Source organism: Paenibacillus sp. Root444D2 (assembly GCF_001426375.1).
Classification (GTDB): Bacteria; Bacillota; Bacilli; order Paenibacillales; family NBRC-103111; genus Paenibacillus_E.
This window is the reverse complement of the sequence record NZ_LMEO01000050.1, coordinates 340,100-355,402: the sequence shown is the minus strand read 5'-3', so window position 1 is coordinate 355,402 and position 15,303 is coordinate 340,100. Positions and strand designations below refer to the sequence as shown.

Below are 15,303 nucleotides of genomic sequence, written 5' to 3'. Positions count from 1 at the left end.
ATAAGACAGCTGGAGATCCCTTTTTCTTTTTTGTATCTATTACTTGTGCGTTCGTATATGGTTTATTCGAATAATAGGATTATATATCATGTGTGTTGGTATATTACCCAATCGTCATTTCTCTCGTACGCATAAGATATAGTATGGGGGAAATGGGGGGGGGGAAGTAATGCCGAAAAAAGTAGCAGTGAATAAAGAGCCAGTGAAGAAAGATATTCTAAAAAAAGTAATAGAAATGCCGGAAAAAGAAATAGTGAATAAAAAAATGATGAAAAGTACGAGTGCAAGGGAGGGGAGAAATGGTATGACGAGAGTCTCAAGGGAAGAAATTAGTGAAAAAATTAACGAAGCGATAGATGCATTGGGAGCCTCAAAGCGAAGTGTCTCTGCAGATAAACTTAGACGAGCAGAGGAAGAGATTGATAAGGCCTTACGTATTCTTTTAAGAGCGCAACGTGAAATCAGTACGAGAAGAAATTGGTATATATCAGAGTAAAAAATATATGATTGAAGCCAAGCAGGGATGAAATTCCTTGCTTTTTTTATTTATAGGTGTTAATATCACTTTCAACGTTAAACGTTTATATGAGCCAAATAAACAAACGAATAAGATTTGAACCTTCGGGGCAGGGTGAAATTCCCTACCGGCGGTGATGGATACGGAAGTATCTAAAGCCCGCGACTCCCAGTCTGTATAGAGTGGGACTGACTTGGTGAAACTCCAAGGCCGACGGTATAGTCCGGATGAGAGAAGGTGAAGGACAACTTGTTAAAAATTCAATTTTTAATAGGTCTGTTTGTCAATGCCCCTGTTGATTCTAAACAGGGGCATTGTCTCTTTCAGGAGGTTCAATTCAAAACATCATAAAGGGATCTTTGAGCTAATCTCAAAGTCTCTCTTATTAGGAGGTTTTTGAATTGGAAAATGTATTTAAGCTTGGAAGTAAACGCGCAAGTTTGTATTCATCAAGTATCAGGGGTATCAGGGGTATCAGTGGTATCTGGTATGTGGCACTAGGAGCTACACTTTGGGGGTTGGACCCTCTATTTCGAATCTTATTGTTGAAAAGTTTTACCTCTGCACAAATTGTATTCATTGAGCATCTGCTGCTGGCCTGCTATGCGCTTCCGGTGCTGATGAAGTACCGCAAATCCTTAGCCGGCAAACTAACACTAGCTGTTATTGGCGCTCTTCTATTTATTTCTTGGGGTGGATCGGCCATAGCCACCATACTCTTCACTTCGGCTTTCGCTCACGGCAGTGCTAACTCCGTACTGCTGTTGCAGAAATTACAGCCCTTGTTCGCCATCGTATTGGCTCGTTTACTGCTTAAAGAGACACTGCCTTCCAAATTTTTTGCCTATATCATTATGGCGCTGTTAGGTACGTATCTGCTGACGTTTGGTTTTGCTTCACCGGAGATGGGCTTGAAGGACTTAGGCACGTTAAGCTGCTTATTTTCAATTCTAGCGGCCGTCTTATGGGGGGGATCGACCGTCATGGGTAAATTCCTGCTGCAGAAAAATTTGGATTTCCCTGTTGTCACATCGCTGCGCTTCCTGATGGCGATCCCGCTGCTAACGATTGTTCTTTTGGTAAGTGGCGATGCTTGGCATGTAGGCGGTTCTAGTGGTGATCTAACACTTATTGCAGTGAACCTTTTGTTCCAAGCCTTTTTCCCGGGGTTGATCAGCATGCTCCTTTATTATAAAGGGCTATCATCGACAAAGGCATTCTTTGCAACGCTTGCCGAGCTTGCTTTTCCAGCTGTAGGTGTATGTATAAACTGGGTTGTATTTGGTCAAAAGCTGACTGTAGGACAACTCGTAGGCTTCGTGTTTATTTGGTTAACCCTATGGTTAATGAGCCGCAGTAAAGGAAATGTCTAAGCCATATCAAATAAGAAATTATATATTGAACGTAAAAAGAACCCGCTAGATTTAGCGGGTTCTTACTATTTTCTTAGAAACTAGCTGCAACATCTTTTGCTTGTGCAATTGCTTTTTCTTTAATGGATTGAGCTTTATCCGGCGTTACAGCCATGCCTTCAACAAAAATGGCTTCGAAGGAAGGGATACCGTAGAATTGAGAGACTTTTTTCAGGTAGCTAAAGCCACTTTCAAATGCTGCAGCAGGACCTTCGGAATAAATGCCGCCACTCGCTTGAATATGAAGGCCTTTTTTGTTTGTCAACAAACCAACTGGACCACTTTCCGTATATTTGAAAGTTTTACCTGCAACGGAAATTGCATCAATGTAAGCTTTCAATACTGGAGGGAATGAGAAGTTCCACATTGGAGAAACAAAAACATATTTATCGGCAGCCACGAATTGGTCAACGAGTGCGCCTAAACGTGCAACTTTTGCTTTTTCTGCATCAGACAGCTGGTCAAAAGCTGTTCCTGATTGAAGTTTCCCCCAACCGCTGAATACATCAGCATCAATTTGAGGAATATCTTGTTTGAAAAGATCCACATGAATAACCTCATCGGATGGATTCGCTTCACGGTATGCCTCGATAAATTCTTTACCTACCGCTAGGCTGAATGATGTTTGGTGATCATGCGGGTGTGCTGTGATATAAAGTACTGTTGCCATAATTAATTACTTCCCTTCTATACTTAAAATAATTACAGTTGTTATTATAACTTATTTTCAGTAAATATCAAACAAAAAATTAGTTACTTATAATAAAAGGCAAAAATGGAGTGGTCCAACACCTATTTTAATAGAAATAGATCATTGTCTATCCGTTATAAGTTCAAGGTCCATACCTCTAATAGAATAAAAACATAAGATATACAATTGGTTTAAATGGAGGTGTCTAGCTTGTGGTGTTCAATACCCATAAAAAAAATCAAATGAATCCAACTACAAGAAAACATATACGTAAAAAGAAATGTATCATCAAAAAAAAGAACAGCTGTGTAACATCCGAGATAAAATTGAGAGACTCTAGTACTGGCCGGAAAAAAGATTGTAAAAAGAAAATAATGATAGGTAGCCCTCATAGAAGGAAAAAACGGAAACCTGCAGCTTGTCCTCGACCAGAAATTAATATAACTGTTCCGCAAGGACCACAAGGTACGCCGGGACCTCAAGGACCACAAGGTACGCCGGGACCTCAAGGGCCACAAGGCACACAGGGATCACAAGGGCCACAAGGCACACAAGGACCTCAGGGACCACAAGGCACACAGGGTGCTCCGGGGCCCTCGGGACCAATCATCATCCCTATTGTCAACTCTTTGCTAACTGCTGACAGATATTTATTTATTGCGAACACAGATGTTACTCTCCCAACAGTTATTCCTGCAAATCAATTCACAAACGATGAAAATGAATCAGTAGCTGAATTTACTGATCTCAATCAAAATAGTTACGCTAATCTCTACATTAACGGGATCATGCAAGTTGGTGCCTCTTATAATGTGAGTACAAATGCCTTGACCATTATAACCGGCAATGACACCATTTTTGCAGGAACCCCAATCATACTTGAGATCGTTCGATTATCGATTCAAATCATTTCTTGAAATGTTCGATTGTTCGCAATTGATCAGCCCTTCCCTTTTTCTATCACTAGCATAATCTACTTGAGAGAAGGGAGGTGATATAAATGCCAATTACAAAACCCTTCATGGCTTCCAGAAGATTTAGTGCTACTATAGCGGACGGGACAGGTGTAGGTGCTGCATTTAATATTCTTGCTACAGCCACCACCAATGACGCCGGTGCTGCTGCCACAGCTTTTCCAACTGCACCTGCGTATTATAATCTTTATATTAATGCACAGATTCAAACAGCTGACACTTCAACAGTTACCACTACGGCTATTACCATTCCAGGCGGTGATGCACTCGATCCTGCGACTCCAATTGTGATCGAATTTGTTGTAAACTAATTATTTTTCTTGACAAGCAGAGGATCGCCTAGGGAGCATATATAGCTCGCTTATAGGCGGTCTTTTTTTATGAAAAGAAGCATAAGAAAGAATCAAGGTATTTGATTGTTTTGAAGATTTACAATTTATTATCTTGTGGTTGACACAGGAAAAACAAAAATACGTTATTTTTGTTATGTGGGAACGGTCTCACACGAAGAAATGGGGTTGCAGCATGGAGCTTACGATTAAGGAAATTGCCCTGCGTGCCGGTGTATCCAAATCAACTGTGTCGCGGGTGATTTCTGGCAAGGGCTATACAAGCATGGAGGTACGCGATAGGGTACTCCAGCTGATTGAAGAACTGCAATACAAGCCCAACGCAGTGGCAAGGGCTATGGTTTCACAGAGAACGCACAACATTGGCGTACTCATTTATCGCCAGCATCATCCTATTGCGTCTCATCCGTTTTACGGCAAAATTCTTGATGCTATTTTGATGACAGCCGCAAGCTTGAATTATTCCGTTTTCGTTACGACAGATCATGATATGTCGCTGCGTTCTGCTGATTTTATGATGGAGAAAAGGGTGGACGGATTGATCCTAATCAGCCGATTGCAACAGAACGTCATTGATTACATTGCTAACTTCGGAGTTCCATACGTGATGGTCAATGGCTCCACGGATGTCGACGGGGTCATGCATATTGTCAATCAAGACGAGGAAGGCGGACGGAAGGTCGCTGAGTATCTAACGGATTTAGGGCATCGTCAGATTTTCGTGATTGCCGGACCGCAGACGCATCGCAGCCATAATTTGAGGCTGAAAGGTTTTAAGAAGTACATGGCAGGAATTGGTGTTCCGATCTCAGCATCATCGATCTTACAGGCATCGACCTCCACCTTCGGGGAAGGGTATGAGTTAATGCGCAGCCATTGGGAGCAGTTTCGTGCAGGCGGGTTTACATCGCTTTTTGCCACCAACGATATGATAGCGCTGGGCGCCATGAAGTTTATGTTGGAGCAATCGGTACGCATACCTGAACAGGTAGCGGTTGTAGGCTTTGATGATATCGATTTTGCCGCAATGTTCTCACCCTCTTTAACAACCGTCAGGGTCAATACAGAGGAGATGGGGACTCAGGCCTTGAGCTTGTTAGACAAGCTCATCCGTCAGGAAGCTAACATTGAGAATCCCAAGCAGCTTGTACCCAAATTAATTGTCCGGCAATCGACCAAATAATTTTTATAGGAGAGGAGTGGTTAGTCCGCATGCGCTGGTATCTAAAAGCGATAGGTCCACGTAAAATCGTGGAATTTATCATACTTATTGTGTTCGTCATCTTTTTCTTGGGCCCGCTGCTCAACCTAGCCATACTTGCTTTTACTGGAAAATGGACCTACCCAGATATCTTGCCGCATGAGTGGTCACTGAAATGGTGGACATTTGTGTTACAGCAGGAGGATATCGCGAAGTCGATCGGTTTGTCGTTTATGATCGCATTCATCGTGACCGCTCTATCCATTGTGCTTTGTATCCCTGCAGCCTATGCGTTTGCTCGCATACGTTTTCCGCTTAGTCGGTTCTTCTTGTTCTCATTTCTACTGACTCATGCTTTTCCGAAAATGGGACTTTATGTATCGATAGCCGTGCTCTTTTACAAACTCGGACTAATGAACACTTTGATAGGCGTTGTCTTGATCCATATGATCAATGTGCTCATGTTCATGACTTGGATTCCCACGGCAGCTTTCCGCAATGTGCATACAGCTCAAGAGGAGTCAGCCAGGGATGTGGGGGCGAGCCCATTCCGCGTATTCCGCAGTATTACGCTGCCGATGGCGATGCCGGGTATTATCGTGGCTTCGATCTTTACGTTCCTTAACTCGCTTGATGAGGCTCAGGGTACTTTTCTGGTGGGTATCCCCAATTACAAAACGATGCCGATCGTCATGTATTCTATCATCAGCGATTATCCGGCCTACGCGGGTGCTGTATTTTCCATTATTTTGACAGCGCCGACGATTATCCTACTGCTGGCCGCGCAGCGCTTTGTGAGCGCAGATATTATGTCCAGCGGCTTCCAACTCAAATGACGATAGACCAATTAGCAAAGCAATGCTTCCGATGCGAGTTTTGTTTCGAAGTAATCGCTTAGAAGCAATGCTCAACAAAACTTTTAGGGGGCACCTATGGACATTCAGCTTTCCGTTCAACAATTGACGAAGCGTTATAAAACAGGAGAAGGCGTAACAGGGATCTCCCTCGATGTTCGCAAAGGCGAGCTAATCACACTGCTGGGCCCTTCAGGCTGTGGTAAAACAACGGTGCTTCGCAGCATCGGCGGGTTTCTCGACCCAGATTCAGGCGACATTCTCATTGAGGGCAAAAGCGTGCTAAAATCACCTCCGGAAAAACGTCCGACTTCCATGGTGTTTCAAGGTTACAATTTATGGCCGCATATGACGGTGTTTGACAACCTGGCATTCGGTCTCAAAATACGCAAGATGAAAAAGACTGACATCGATAAGGCTGTGAACGAAGTGCTTCAGCTGGTTCGCTTGCCTGGAGCAGAGTTCAAATATCCCGGTGAACTCTCCGGCGGTCAGCAGCAGCGCATAGCAGTTGCGAGATCCTTGCTCCTTAAGCCTGCTGTTCTTTTGCTGGATGAACCCTTTTCCGCACTTGATGCGAAGCTTCGGCACGAGATGAGAGAAGAGCTGCGGGAAATTCAAGCCAAGACTGGCCTTACGATGGTATTTGTCACGCATGATCAAGAAGAAGCGTTATCGATTTCAGATCGCATTGTCGTTATGAACCAAGGCAATATTGAGCAAATTGCTACACCGCAAGAAATTTACGATGAACCGAATACGCTGTTTGTTTCCCAATTTATCGGTAAAATGAACTTTTTGAAAGGGGTGATCACGGCCGGCGGGTTGACCGTAGGGCATCTAAGTTTTCCAAATATAAAAAATCTGTCCGGGCAAGTAAATCTGGCCGTTCGACCTGAAGACGTGATAATAGAAGGTGAAGAGGGAGAAGGCCTTTCCGGCGTGATCAAACAGGTTATGGTACTTGGGCATTATGCCGAAGTGTCTATCGATTTGCAAGAGTACGGCACAATCCGGGCATTTCAACCAAGGGATTTCGTCAAGGATCTTCATACAGGGCAACAAGTAAAAGCAAGCTTTGCAAAAGTTTTAGCGTATCCGGAAAATTAGACCTATATCCCAAGGAGGAATTATCTATGTTTCGCAAGAAATCCGCTGTTATGTTAGTGACATTAATGACTGCTACCGCTGCTTTTGTATCTGGGTGCGGCAGCTCTTCAACGAATGCAGGTTCTGCAGCTGAAAGCTCCAGTCCGGCCAAAGAAGCAGCTGGTACTAAACAACAGCCTGTCGAGTTTAACTTCTATTTTACCGGCTCGCAAAATGTTAAAGATCTGTGGGATACGTTGATTCCCATGTTTGAGAAGCAAAATGCGGATGTTAAAGTGAAGCCGGTCTACATTCCTTCAGGAACAGGCGCACAACCAACCTATGACCGCATTACGGCTGCCAAGCAAGCTAACAAAGGCTCAGGCGATATCGATTTATATGAAGATGGCTTGTCTTATGTAACTCGGGGGCAAAAAGATGGTTTATGGGACACGTTACCAGGCGACAAAATTAAAAACTTGGCAAATGTTGATGAGAAAACGTTAAAAGATATCTCCAATCTCGCTATTCCTTATCGTTCATCAGCGGTTGTATTAGCTTATAACAGTGACAAAGTAAAGACACCTCCAACTACTTTGGATGAATTGTACGATTGGATCAAGAAAAATCCAGCCAAATTCGCTTACAATGATCCATCCACAGGGGGTTCTGGTAATTCTTTTGTAGCGACAACTCTATATAAATTCCTGCCAGAAGAAGCCATCCATAATTCCGATCCAAGTGTTGAAAAAGGGTGGGATCAAGGCTTTTCGCTGCTCAAGGATGTAGGGAAATCCGTATACGGCAAAGGTATTTATCCAAAGAAAAACCAAGGAACTTTAGATTTACTGACGAGCGGTGAAGTTGATATGATACCGGCATGGTCGGATATGGTTCTGGAGCAATTGGCGAAAGGTCAGCTTCCAAAAACAACAAAAATGGCGCAAATCAAGCCAGGCTTTAACGGCGGACCAACCTACTTAATGGTTCCTAAGCTTTCTGAAAAGAAGGATGCGGTTTACAAATTCCTGGACTTCGTTCTTTCTTCTGAGGCACAAGCTGTGGTTGTAGACAAAATGCATGGTTTCCCTGGGATCAAGCTTTCCAATATGTCGAAAGAAATTCAAGATTCATTCAAAGGTGCATCCGAAGGATTCCGCTCCTTCAATATCGGCGAACTAGATAAAGATATGACCAAACGCTGGCAAAGTGAAGTTGCTGCCCAATGAGTAAACAAATGAAAATGGGGATACTGGGATTACTTCTGGTCATCCCCTCTTTTTTATTGCTCTTCGTCACTGTCGTCATTCCGATCATCATTTCCTTTAAAGAAAGCTTTACCAATAAGTCTGGCGGTTACGATTTGTCCAATTATACGTATTTATTTACGGATAAGCTGATGCGCTCCAACATCATTTTTACACTGGAAGTGACGATTATTTCGGTCATTCTCGTGTTAATTATCAGCTACGCGCTGGCAGCTTATATGAGGTTTAATAACGGTACGATGGTGAAATGGATTCGCAATATGTATATGATTCCAATCTTTATCCCATCTGTTATCGCTACGTACGGTTTAATTCAATTGCTTGGCAACCACGGTTGGGTGTCCCGCATGTTACTTCTGGTTACCGGTGGGGAAATGCCGCGTATTATTTTCGACATGAAGGGGATTATTATCGCCAATTTGTGGTTTAACATTCCGTTCACAACGATGCTGCTTGGATCAGCCTTATCCGCTGTCCCCAATTCTGTCATTGAAAGCGCGAAGGATGTAGGGGCACGGAGATTGCAAATCTTCGTCCGTTTCATTTTGCCGCTTACGTATAAAACTTTGCTCGTTGCGATTACTTTTGTATTCATGGGCGTGATCGGTTCGTTTACGGCTCCATTTCTGATTGGACCCAATGCTCCACAAATGCTAGGGGTATCCATGGAACAAGTTTTCGGTGTTTTCCAAGAAAAACAACTAGCAGCGGCTATCGCTTTCTTTACGTTCCTGCTATGTTCAGTAATGGGATACTTTTATATCCGCAGTATGATCACGGAAGAGAGCGCGAGGTCACGATGAATCAACTTATTCTGGATGTACAAGGAATTGTACATCCCAATTCCTCCAAAACACATATTTCGTATCGGTTTCACTTAGGAACTCAAGGTGGCAAGCTAAGGATCCATTTTGCTTATGAACCTAAAAACTTGGATGATTGGGAACAATCAAAAACGATGATTTACGAGAGTATCGACAAGTACACGGAACCCAATCAGCGTGAGCGGGTTCAGGCGAAATGGGAATCCTTCCTGCCGCTGAAAAACTTAATAACGGTGTCCGTTGACGACCCTGAACGGCACCGCGGTTCGGGGCATCGGCATGATCCTGAGCAGCTGTTGGTTATTAGTGAGCTGGAAGCTTCGCCAGGCTTTGTCAGTGGTAAAATGCTTGCAGGTATGTGGCACGTTACGTTAAGTTTGCATGCGATTGTTACAGAAAGCTGCCGTTACACCTTACAAATTCATCAAGAGGAGGAATAGCGGCATGCCCTGGATTGCTTGCGAATTACACAGTCATACTTTCCACAGCGACGGAAGACAAACGCTCATGGAGTTGGCTAATGGTGCAAAGGCGCTTGGTTTCGAGTGTATTGCGTTGACCGACCACAATACCATGACGGGTTTGCATGATAAAGATGCCGTGGAGCAAGAAACCGGAATTTCGATCATTTCCGGGATGGAATGGACGACCTTTTACGGGCATATGGTGACAATCGGACTGACCAATTTTGTTGACTGGCGTCCGGCAGGTCCAGACGATATCCATAAAGGGATTGCCGATGTTCATAGGAGCGGGGGAATTGTCGGTATGGCACATCCTTATCGCATAGGAAGTCCAATTTGTACGGGTTGTTTCTGGGAATTCAACATCGAGGATTGGAACGATATTGATTATATCGAGGTTTGGTCTGGCACGTTCCCTTCGATTAAAACAGACAATGACCGCGCTTACCGATTATGGACCGACAAGCTGAATGAAGGCTACCGGATTGCGGCCACGTCAGGGCGTGATTGGCACGCCCAAGAGCAAACGGATGAACCGGTATCGGTGACATATCTCGACATCGATAACGGGGAAGGGACTGTGACGAACCGAGCGGTGCGTGCACTCGCGGCTGGTAAAGTATCGGTAACCATGGGACCTTTGGTAACGCTAGAAATTGGGACAGATACTGCGTGCTACGGTATCGGCGCCGTCGTTTTTTCGCAGGATCACTCCCACAGTTATAAGCTCCAAGTAAACATAGATTTTCATGTACGGAAAGAGATTTGGGATTTTCAGGAACCCCATTATACGCTAAACTTGATTGGGAATACCGGTGTTCTAAGCGAGCAATTCGTTACTATGGATCAGCCGAATTACGAGATCGAAATTCCTGGTGATGAACTTCTATGGATTCGGGCTGAGCTCAAAGGTAACGTTCGTGGAGTTCGCACATTGATTGCCTTTACGAATGCTATATATGTAGATCGATGAAAGGGAGTGTTTTGTGGCATGGGTTATCGATTTCCACTCATAACCGCTCACTGCGGCAGCATGAACACGATTGATCATACGCTCGATTCCGTGCAAATGGGAATTAGGCTCGGTGCAGACGTGGTTGAGGAAGACGTTAGAGTGACGAAGGACGGCATCCCGATTTTGGCTCATGATGATGAATGGGTTACCGTTGATGGCTTGAAAATGTCCATTTCGCAAATGCTTTTTGAAGAATTAAGAGAGCTTCAGTTTGAGGTCACTCATGGGGAACACCGTGAAACGATTCAAATCTGCAGACTGGAAGATATGCTTCCGCTTATCCAAGCTTCGGGTAAAGTTGTGAATTTGGATTTGAAAGTGGACGAGAGTATCGAACCTGTTGCTTCATTGGTGAAGCAATATGGGATGTCAGAGCAGGCTTTTCTATCCGGTTGTGGGATGGATCGCGCGATGCTAGCAGAGCGATTGAACCCAGAAATACGCAAACTGCTCAATACCGACCACGACTTGTTTAGAACACTTCCGTATAGAGATGCTATGGTACAAACCTGCGAGGATGCGCTTGCAGCCTCCTGTTTTGGCATCAACATCCATTACAGCATCGTGAGCCAAGAGTTAATGGATTATGCAACATCCCTAGGGCTTCCGGTTTATGTATGGACTGTGAATGAAGAAGACTTAATGATGCAGTATGCAGATTTGGGTGTTGCATCTATAACCACACGAAATGTTGCAGCTCTGGTGCAAATGAAGCAAAAGATGCGTGGTGAGCGTTTATGATTGAAATCTACGCCCATGAATTCAAACTTGCTAGTGAGACACTTGCGGCCAAAATGCTGAGCGGTGAAGTTAAAGCGGGAAGCGCCTATTATCAAGCCATCCTTCCTTTATTGGAGCTGCTCCAGCAGGTTTGCCCTGAGCAATCCGAATATTCGGCCTGGCGGGCGGAATATTTCCATCTGGATGGAAATTTACGGCGCGCGGGCGAGCAGTATAAGCGAACACTGGAGCTGGCGCCACCTGAGCCGCTGGAAGAGCGCGAAATTCGTTTTATCCGCAAATTTTGCCCGATGTTACTTACAACGCCGCTTGAGTGTTTTCCTCTAAAGGATGTGGCGGCTGTTCATCATCCGACACTTCCGCTTATTGGCTACCATTTGTTTTGGGAAGACGATTACGATTTCCCGGACGATTATGAGCCATGTGATCATGAAGAGATTTGGGTAGAGTACGATCCACACACGGAAGCCGTTACGAATGTGCTGACCTTTTTTCATAGTAGTGTCATCGAATCACAGGCCGCCGTACAGGAGGCGCATGAAAATGACGGGCGCCCAATCGTGCGCATTGAGTGGGGGAAACACGGTTCGCTTCTCAAAGGTTGGAAGAACTTAGTGATCCCGATGAAGGAAGTCACTGCCATGGAGTGGTTGCAGGAGACTTTTGAGCAGGTGAAAGCTGGCGGGCGTGTTCCCGATCATCCCTTGAAGCGGCATTGGCCGAAAGGATTCGAAGGTGGCTTTGAAGATTTTACCAACTTCTCGGTTCCGGTCGACCCGCTGCAATTTCTTAATCAAAAGCCACTGCTTTTCAAATCACTATGGGTAAATGCTATTATATATACAGAGGGGCTGCTGTACAATTTCCATCCGAAGATGGAATGGCCGCAACGCTTTCAGCGCATTTAAATCAGATCTCTCTGGGGGATACGATGAGAATTCAACTTGAAACAGACCTTTGTAAAATTTTTAATATTCGTTATCCGATCTTTCTCGCGGGAATGGCGGGAGGCCCTGGAACCGTTGAGTTGGTGGCAGCTGTCTCTAACGCAGGCGGACTTGGGACGCTGGGGGCAGCCTACATGACGCCTAGTGCAATCCGCAAGGCAATTCGGGAGATCCGACAGCTAACGGATGCGCCGTTTGGGGTGAATTTATTTTCAATTCAAATGACGGACAATAATGAAAGAATGAAGGAAGTTCAGCGAGAGCTTAACCAGGTAAGAAATGATCTTGGAATAATGCAAGCAGCGGAGGAGCTCGTGGTAACTCCGGACTATTTTGAGGAACAGTTTGCAGTAGTGTTAGAAGAAAAAGTGCCTGTCATTAGTACGGCATTTGGTGTCCTTCCTGAAATCCTGATGCGACAAGCCAAATCGGCTGGCATGCGTATAGTCACCATGGTGACTACGGTTAATGAAGCTATTTTGGCTGAGCAGTCCGGTTGCGATGCCATAGTTGCACAAGGAAGCGAAGCGGGCGGTCATCGGGGAACATTCGACATTTCGAATCATCCAATGGGTGCAAACATCGGCACGTTAGCGCTGGTTCCGCAAATTGTTGATTGTGTTCAAATCCCAGTCGTTGCCGCTGGAGGCATCATGGATGGTCGTGGACTTGTCGCCGCTCTCGTTCTTGGAGCGCAAGGTGTACAGATGGGAACGCGTTTTTTGACTGTGATTGAATCCGGCGCTCACGTCTCCTACCAGGAGGCACTATTAAAAAGTACCGAAGAGAGTACAGTCATTACCAAGGTGTTCTCAGGTCGACCAGCAAGAGGGGTTCTCAACCAATTTATTAGACAATGGGATGCGAACGGCGTAGAGCCACTTCCTTTTCCTACGCAAAATACCGCTACACGCGATATTAGGAATGCTGCAGCTAGTCAAAGCAATGCTGACTATATGTCCTTGTGGGCAGGACAAGGTACAAGAATGCTAACATCCGGACAAAAAGCGGGGCATATCGTGGCTGAAACGATCCAACAAGCCATGTCCATTTTGTCGATTGAAAGTGAAGGGAATACCAAATAAATGGGGCTCTCCCAAGAGGTTTTTGAACAGTGACCCGAATGATGGACACTTTGAAAGAAGTGACCTCTCTCGGGTCTTTTTACGTTAATAATCAATGAATAAGAAAGGTTGAGGATTACGCGGGGGAAGTAGTTGGAGTAGGGGGTTTGAATGAATCGATCTTCTCGGTTGAATGATGTTGTATTTAGTGCAACAATTCTACCTAGATCCTGCTTATTTCCCTTCGTTGTTGCATAATGTACAACAATTGGGCCCCATATAGGCCATTTCGCAACAAAAATGGGCTTGAAATGTTGTACAATCTCCTAGGCCCCCTAAATAAACTGGAGTCCTCCTTTCAAATAAATTAAACTTATTTACAAAGGGGATGATCCGGAATGGGAAAAAGATTAGGAGAAGAAATACGTTTGAAAGCTGTGCGAGAAGCGTTAGCTGGGATTAAGGTGGGGGCATTGGCCCGCATGTATGATGTGCACCCAGAAACGATTCGCGGATGGATTAGAGATCATCGAGATGAGGTGGCTCCGGAAGAGATTCCAATGACAGATGAGCACCTGCAAGAGCTTCAGCGGCTTCAAGAAATTGAAGCGAAGTACGAGAAAGCAATGAAGATACTTGGTGAAAAAGAACTTGAGAATGAGATTCTAAGAGAACTTATAAAAAAGAGGAACCCCGCTTATCCGAAAAGTACGAAGTAGCTGACCAGTTCATTAAGCGGGGAGAAGTAGCAGCGCTGGTTCTGCGCATCACAGGGCTTTCTATGTCCACTTATTACGACCGGAGAAAACGCATTTCAAACACTACAGCGCCTAAGGCAGATAACCAAAAAGGACGCCCTCTGCCTGGCTTTTCTCGAACGGTAACAGGTGAAAAAGTAAGTGACGAACAAATAACAGAGTGGCTGCTAGAGCTTCTTGAAGGTGAAGAACATGTCTATGGATACAAGCTTCTTGCTCAATGTCTCCGTAATGAACGAGGTTTAATATTGAACAAAAAGAAATCCTATCGCCTTTGTAAAGAACAAGGAATTCTTCAGAAACAACGTGAACGTAAGACGAAACATCCATGCAGATTACCGAAAAACCGAATCGTGACGGGGCCCAACGAACTTTGGCAGATGGATATCAAATATGGTTACGTGACGGGATGCAGACGTTTCTTTTTTATGCTTAGTATTATTGATGTGTTTGATCGTGTCGTCGTTCAGCAGTACAGAGGACCGGTTTGTGAAGCCAAGCACGCCGTACAGACGCTATGGCGGGCGTTAGAAAGCCGGGTAAAGCCTGGGGAAGAGCTCCCTGCTATTCGTACAGATAATGGTCCTCAGTTCATCAGCCAACTATTTGGCGACACGTGCGAGAGCCTCAGTATGGTTCATGAACGGATACCGCCGCGCTCACCTAATGCTAATGCCTACATTGAATCTTTCCATAGCCTGCTTGAGCGTGATGTGTTCGGTAGAAGGGATTTCATGACATTCGATGAAGCCTATGAAGCCCTTGATCATTACATGGACTTCTACAATAACCGTAAAATGCACGGTAGTTTAAAAAAGATGGCGCCAATTCAATTCTCCCAATGGGTGATGACACTGGAAGACCGATCGATATTCTATAAAGCAATGTAACTGTTAGCACAAAGAAGCAATCTTACGAAAATTGGCTTTTTTAACGGGAAGACTCCAGAATTCGGGGGCCTAGCCGCAATCTACAACTTGAGCTTACAAAATAGCCTTTTGGCATGTGAATTGTTGCAGAAATGAGTCAATTTCATAATTCAAACCTCTTGCTACATAAGGACTTATAGCGCATTCAAAAACAGTCACCTACCCAAGGCATCCATTAGGTGCCAAGATATCATGTTATTCTCCG

The 15,303-nt window shown here is 44.6% G+C and carries 17 protein-coding genes and 1 riboswitch; of the genes, 16 read left to right on the top strand and 1 reads right to left on the bottom strand.

Annotated features, from left to right (window positions below):
• Positions 1-169: 169 nt before the first annotated feature.
• Both ASD40_RS29090 and ASD40_RS29085 read left to right on the top strand, forming a co-directional pair.
• Positions 170-496, top strand: coding sequence for a hypothetical protein (locus ASD40_RS29090; RefSeq protein ID WP_057306628.1), 327 nt, complete (start codon positions 170-172; stop codon positions 494-496).
• A gap of 117 nt (positions 497-613) precedes the next feature.
• A riboswitch (FMN riboswitch) is annotated at positions 614-760 on the top strand.
• Between the two features lie 197 nt (positions 761-957).
• A complete protein-coding gene (locus tag ASD40_RS29085) occupies positions 958-1,890 on the top strand; it encodes a DMT family transporter (protein WP_156390250.1) in 933 nt (310 codons plus the stop codon).
• 73 nt (positions 1,891-1,963) lie between these two features.
• Here ASD40_RS29085 and ASD40_RS29080 read toward each other — a convergent pair whose 3' ends face one another.
• A complete protein-coding gene (locus ASD40_RS29080) occupies positions 1,964-2,599 on the bottom strand; it encodes an FMN-dependent NADH-azoreductase (RefSeq protein ID WP_057306626.1) in 636 nt (211 codons plus the stop codon).
• 233 nt (positions 2,600-2,832) lie between these two features.
• Here ASD40_RS29080 and ASD40_RS36740 point away from each other — a divergent pair, with 233 nt between their 5' ends.
• The 14 genes from ASD40_RS36740 to ASD40_RS29010 all read left to right on the top strand — a co-directional run bounded on the left by ASD40_RS36740 (position 2,833) and on the right by ASD40_RS29010 (position 15,059).
• A complete protein-coding gene (locus tag ASD40_RS36740; protein WP_057306625.1) occupies positions 2,833-3,537 on the top strand; it encodes a DUF4183 domain-containing protein in 705 nt (234 codons plus the stop codon).
• A gap of 83 nt (positions 3,538-3,620) precedes the next feature.
• Positions 3,621-3,905 (top strand): DUF4183 domain-containing protein, encoded by a 285-nt coding sequence (locus tag ASD40_RS29070; RefSeq protein ID WP_057306624.1) that lies wholly within the window; start codon positions 3,621-3,623, stop codon positions 3,903-3,905.
• Between the two features lie 214 nt (positions 3,906-4,119).
• Positions 4,120-5,127 carry a LacI family DNA-binding transcriptional regulator gene (locus tag ASD40_RS29065; RefSeq protein WP_057306623.1) on the top strand — a complete coding sequence of 336 codons (1,008 nt, stop codon included), beginning with the start codon at positions 4,120-4,122 and terminating at the stop codon, positions 5,125-5,127.
• Positions 5,128-5,156: 29 nt separating this feature from the next.
• A complete protein-coding gene (locus tag ASD40_RS29060; protein WP_057306622.1) occupies positions 5,157-5,981 on the top strand; it encodes an ABC transporter permease in 825 nt (274 codons plus the stop codon).
• 96 nt (positions 5,982-6,077) lie between these two features.
• Positions 6,078-7,109, top strand: coding sequence for an ABC transporter ATP-binding protein (locus ASD40_RS29055; protein WP_057306621.1), 1,032 nt, complete (start codon positions 6,078-6,080; stop codon positions 7,107-7,109).
• Positions 7,110-7,135: 26 nt separating this feature from the next.
• Positions 7,136-8,317 (top strand): extracellular solute-binding protein, encoded by a 1,182-nt coding sequence (locus ASD40_RS29050; RefSeq protein WP_057306620.1) that lies wholly within the window; start codon positions 7,136-7,138, stop codon positions 8,315-8,317.
• A complete protein-coding gene (locus ASD40_RS29045; protein WP_057306619.1) occupies positions 8,314-9,159 on the top strand; it encodes an ABC transporter permease in 846 nt (281 codons plus the stop codon). The genes ASD40_RS29050 and ASD40_RS29045 overlap by 4 nt, the downstream gene beginning before the upstream one ends.
• Positions 9,156-9,620: a hypothetical protein gene (locus ASD40_RS29040; RefSeq protein WP_057306618.1), complete on the top strand. Its 465-nt coding sequence runs from the start codon at positions 9,156-9,158 to the stop codon at positions 9,618-9,620. The genes ASD40_RS29045 and ASD40_RS29040 overlap by 4 nt, the downstream gene beginning before the upstream one ends.
• A gap of 4 nt (positions 9,621-9,624) precedes the next feature.
• On the top strand, positions 9,625-10,617 hold the full coding sequence (locus ASD40_RS29035; protein ID WP_057306617.1) for a CehA/McbA family metallohydrolase: 993 nt from the start codon (positions 9,625-9,627) through the stop codon (positions 10,615-10,617).
• Positions 10,618-10,635: 18 nt separating this feature from the next.
• Complete coding sequence (locus ASD40_RS29030) at positions 10,636-11,400, top strand: glycerophosphodiester phosphodiesterase (RefSeq protein WP_057306616.1); 765 nt, start codon at positions 10,636-10,638, stop codon at positions 11,398-11,400.
• The gene (locus tag ASD40_RS29025) at positions 11,397-12,308 is read left to right on the top strand and encodes a hypothetical protein (protein ID WP_057306615.1); all 912 of its coding nucleotides are present in this window, start codon (positions 11,397-11,399) and stop codon (positions 12,306-12,308) included. The genes ASD40_RS29030 and ASD40_RS29025 overlap by 4 nt, the downstream gene beginning before the upstream one ends.
• Before the next feature lie 23 nt (positions 12,309-12,331).
• The gene (locus ASD40_RS29020; RefSeq protein ID WP_057306614.1) at positions 12,332-13,432 is read left to right on the top strand and encodes an NAD(P)H-dependent flavin oxidoreductase; all 1,101 of its coding nucleotides are present in this window, start codon (positions 12,332-12,334) and stop codon (positions 13,430-13,432) included.
• Between the two features lie 377 nt (positions 13,433-13,809).
• Positions 13,810-14,130: a transposase gene (locus ASD40_RS29015; RefSeq protein WP_057306613.1), complete on the top strand. Its 321-nt coding sequence runs from the start codon at positions 13,810-13,812 to the stop codon at positions 14,128-14,130.
• An 11-nt stretch (positions 14,131-14,141) separates the two neighbouring features.
• Complete coding sequence (locus tag ASD40_RS29010) at positions 14,142-15,059, top strand: IS3 family transposase (RefSeq protein ID WP_063870862.1); 918 nt, start codon at positions 14,142-14,144, stop codon at positions 15,057-15,059.
• Positions 15,060-15,303 lie beyond the last annotated feature (244 nt).

Bases quoted from the DNA above. Each gene is read 5' to 3' on its own strand.
- ASD40_RS29090 (WP_057306628.1), top strand. From the start codon at position 170: ATGCCGAAAAAAGTAGCAGTGAATAAAGAGCCAGTGAAGAAAGATATT.
- ASD40_RS29080 (WP_057306626.1), bottom strand. From the start codon at position 2,599: ATGGCAACAGTACTTTATATCACAGCACACCCGCATGATCACCAAACA.
- ASD40_RS29070 (WP_057306624.1), top strand. From the start codon at position 3,621: ATGCCAATTACAAAACCCTTCATGGCTTCCAGAAGATTTAGTGCTACT.
- ASD40_RS29065 (WP_057306623.1), top strand. From the start codon at position 4,120: ATGGAGCTTACGATTAAGGAAATTGCCCTGCGTGCCGGTGTATCCAAA.
- ASD40_RS29060 (WP_057306622.1), top strand. From the start codon at position 5,157: ATGCGCTGGTATCTAAAAGCGATAGGTCCACGTAAAATCGTGGAATTT.
- ASD40_RS29055 (WP_057306621.1), top strand. From the start codon at position 6,078: ATGGACATTCAGCTTTCCGTTCAACAATTGACGAAGCGTTATAAAACA.
- ASD40_RS29050 (WP_057306620.1), top strand. From the start codon at position 7,136: ATGTTTCGCAAGAAATCCGCTGTTATGTTAGTGACATTAATGACTGCT.
- ASD40_RS29045 (WP_057306619.1), top strand. From the start codon at position 8,314: ATGAGTAAACAAATGAAAATGGGGATACTGGGATTACTTCTGGTCATC.
- ASD40_RS29040 (WP_057306618.1), top strand. From the start codon at position 9,156: ATGAATCAACTTATTCTGGATGTACAAGGAATTGTACATCCCAATTCC.
- ASD40_RS29035 (WP_057306617.1), top strand. From the start codon at position 9,625: ATGCCCTGGATTGCTTGCGAATTACACAGTCATACTTTCCACAGCGAC.
- ASD40_RS29030 (WP_057306616.1), top strand. From the start codon at position 10,636: ATGGGTTATCGATTTCCACTCATAACCGCTCACTGCGGCAGCATGAAC.
- ASD40_RS29025 (WP_057306615.1), top strand. From the start codon at position 11,397: ATGATTGAAATCTACGCCCATGAATTCAAACTTGCTAGTGAGACACTT.
- ASD40_RS29020 (WP_057306614.1), top strand. From the start codon at position 12,332: ATGAGAATTCAACTTGAAACAGACCTTTGTAAAATTTTTAATATTCGT.
- ASD40_RS29015 (WP_057306613.1), top strand. From the start codon at position 13,810: ATGGGAAAAAGATTAGGAGAAGAAATACGTTTGAAAGCTGTGCGAGAA.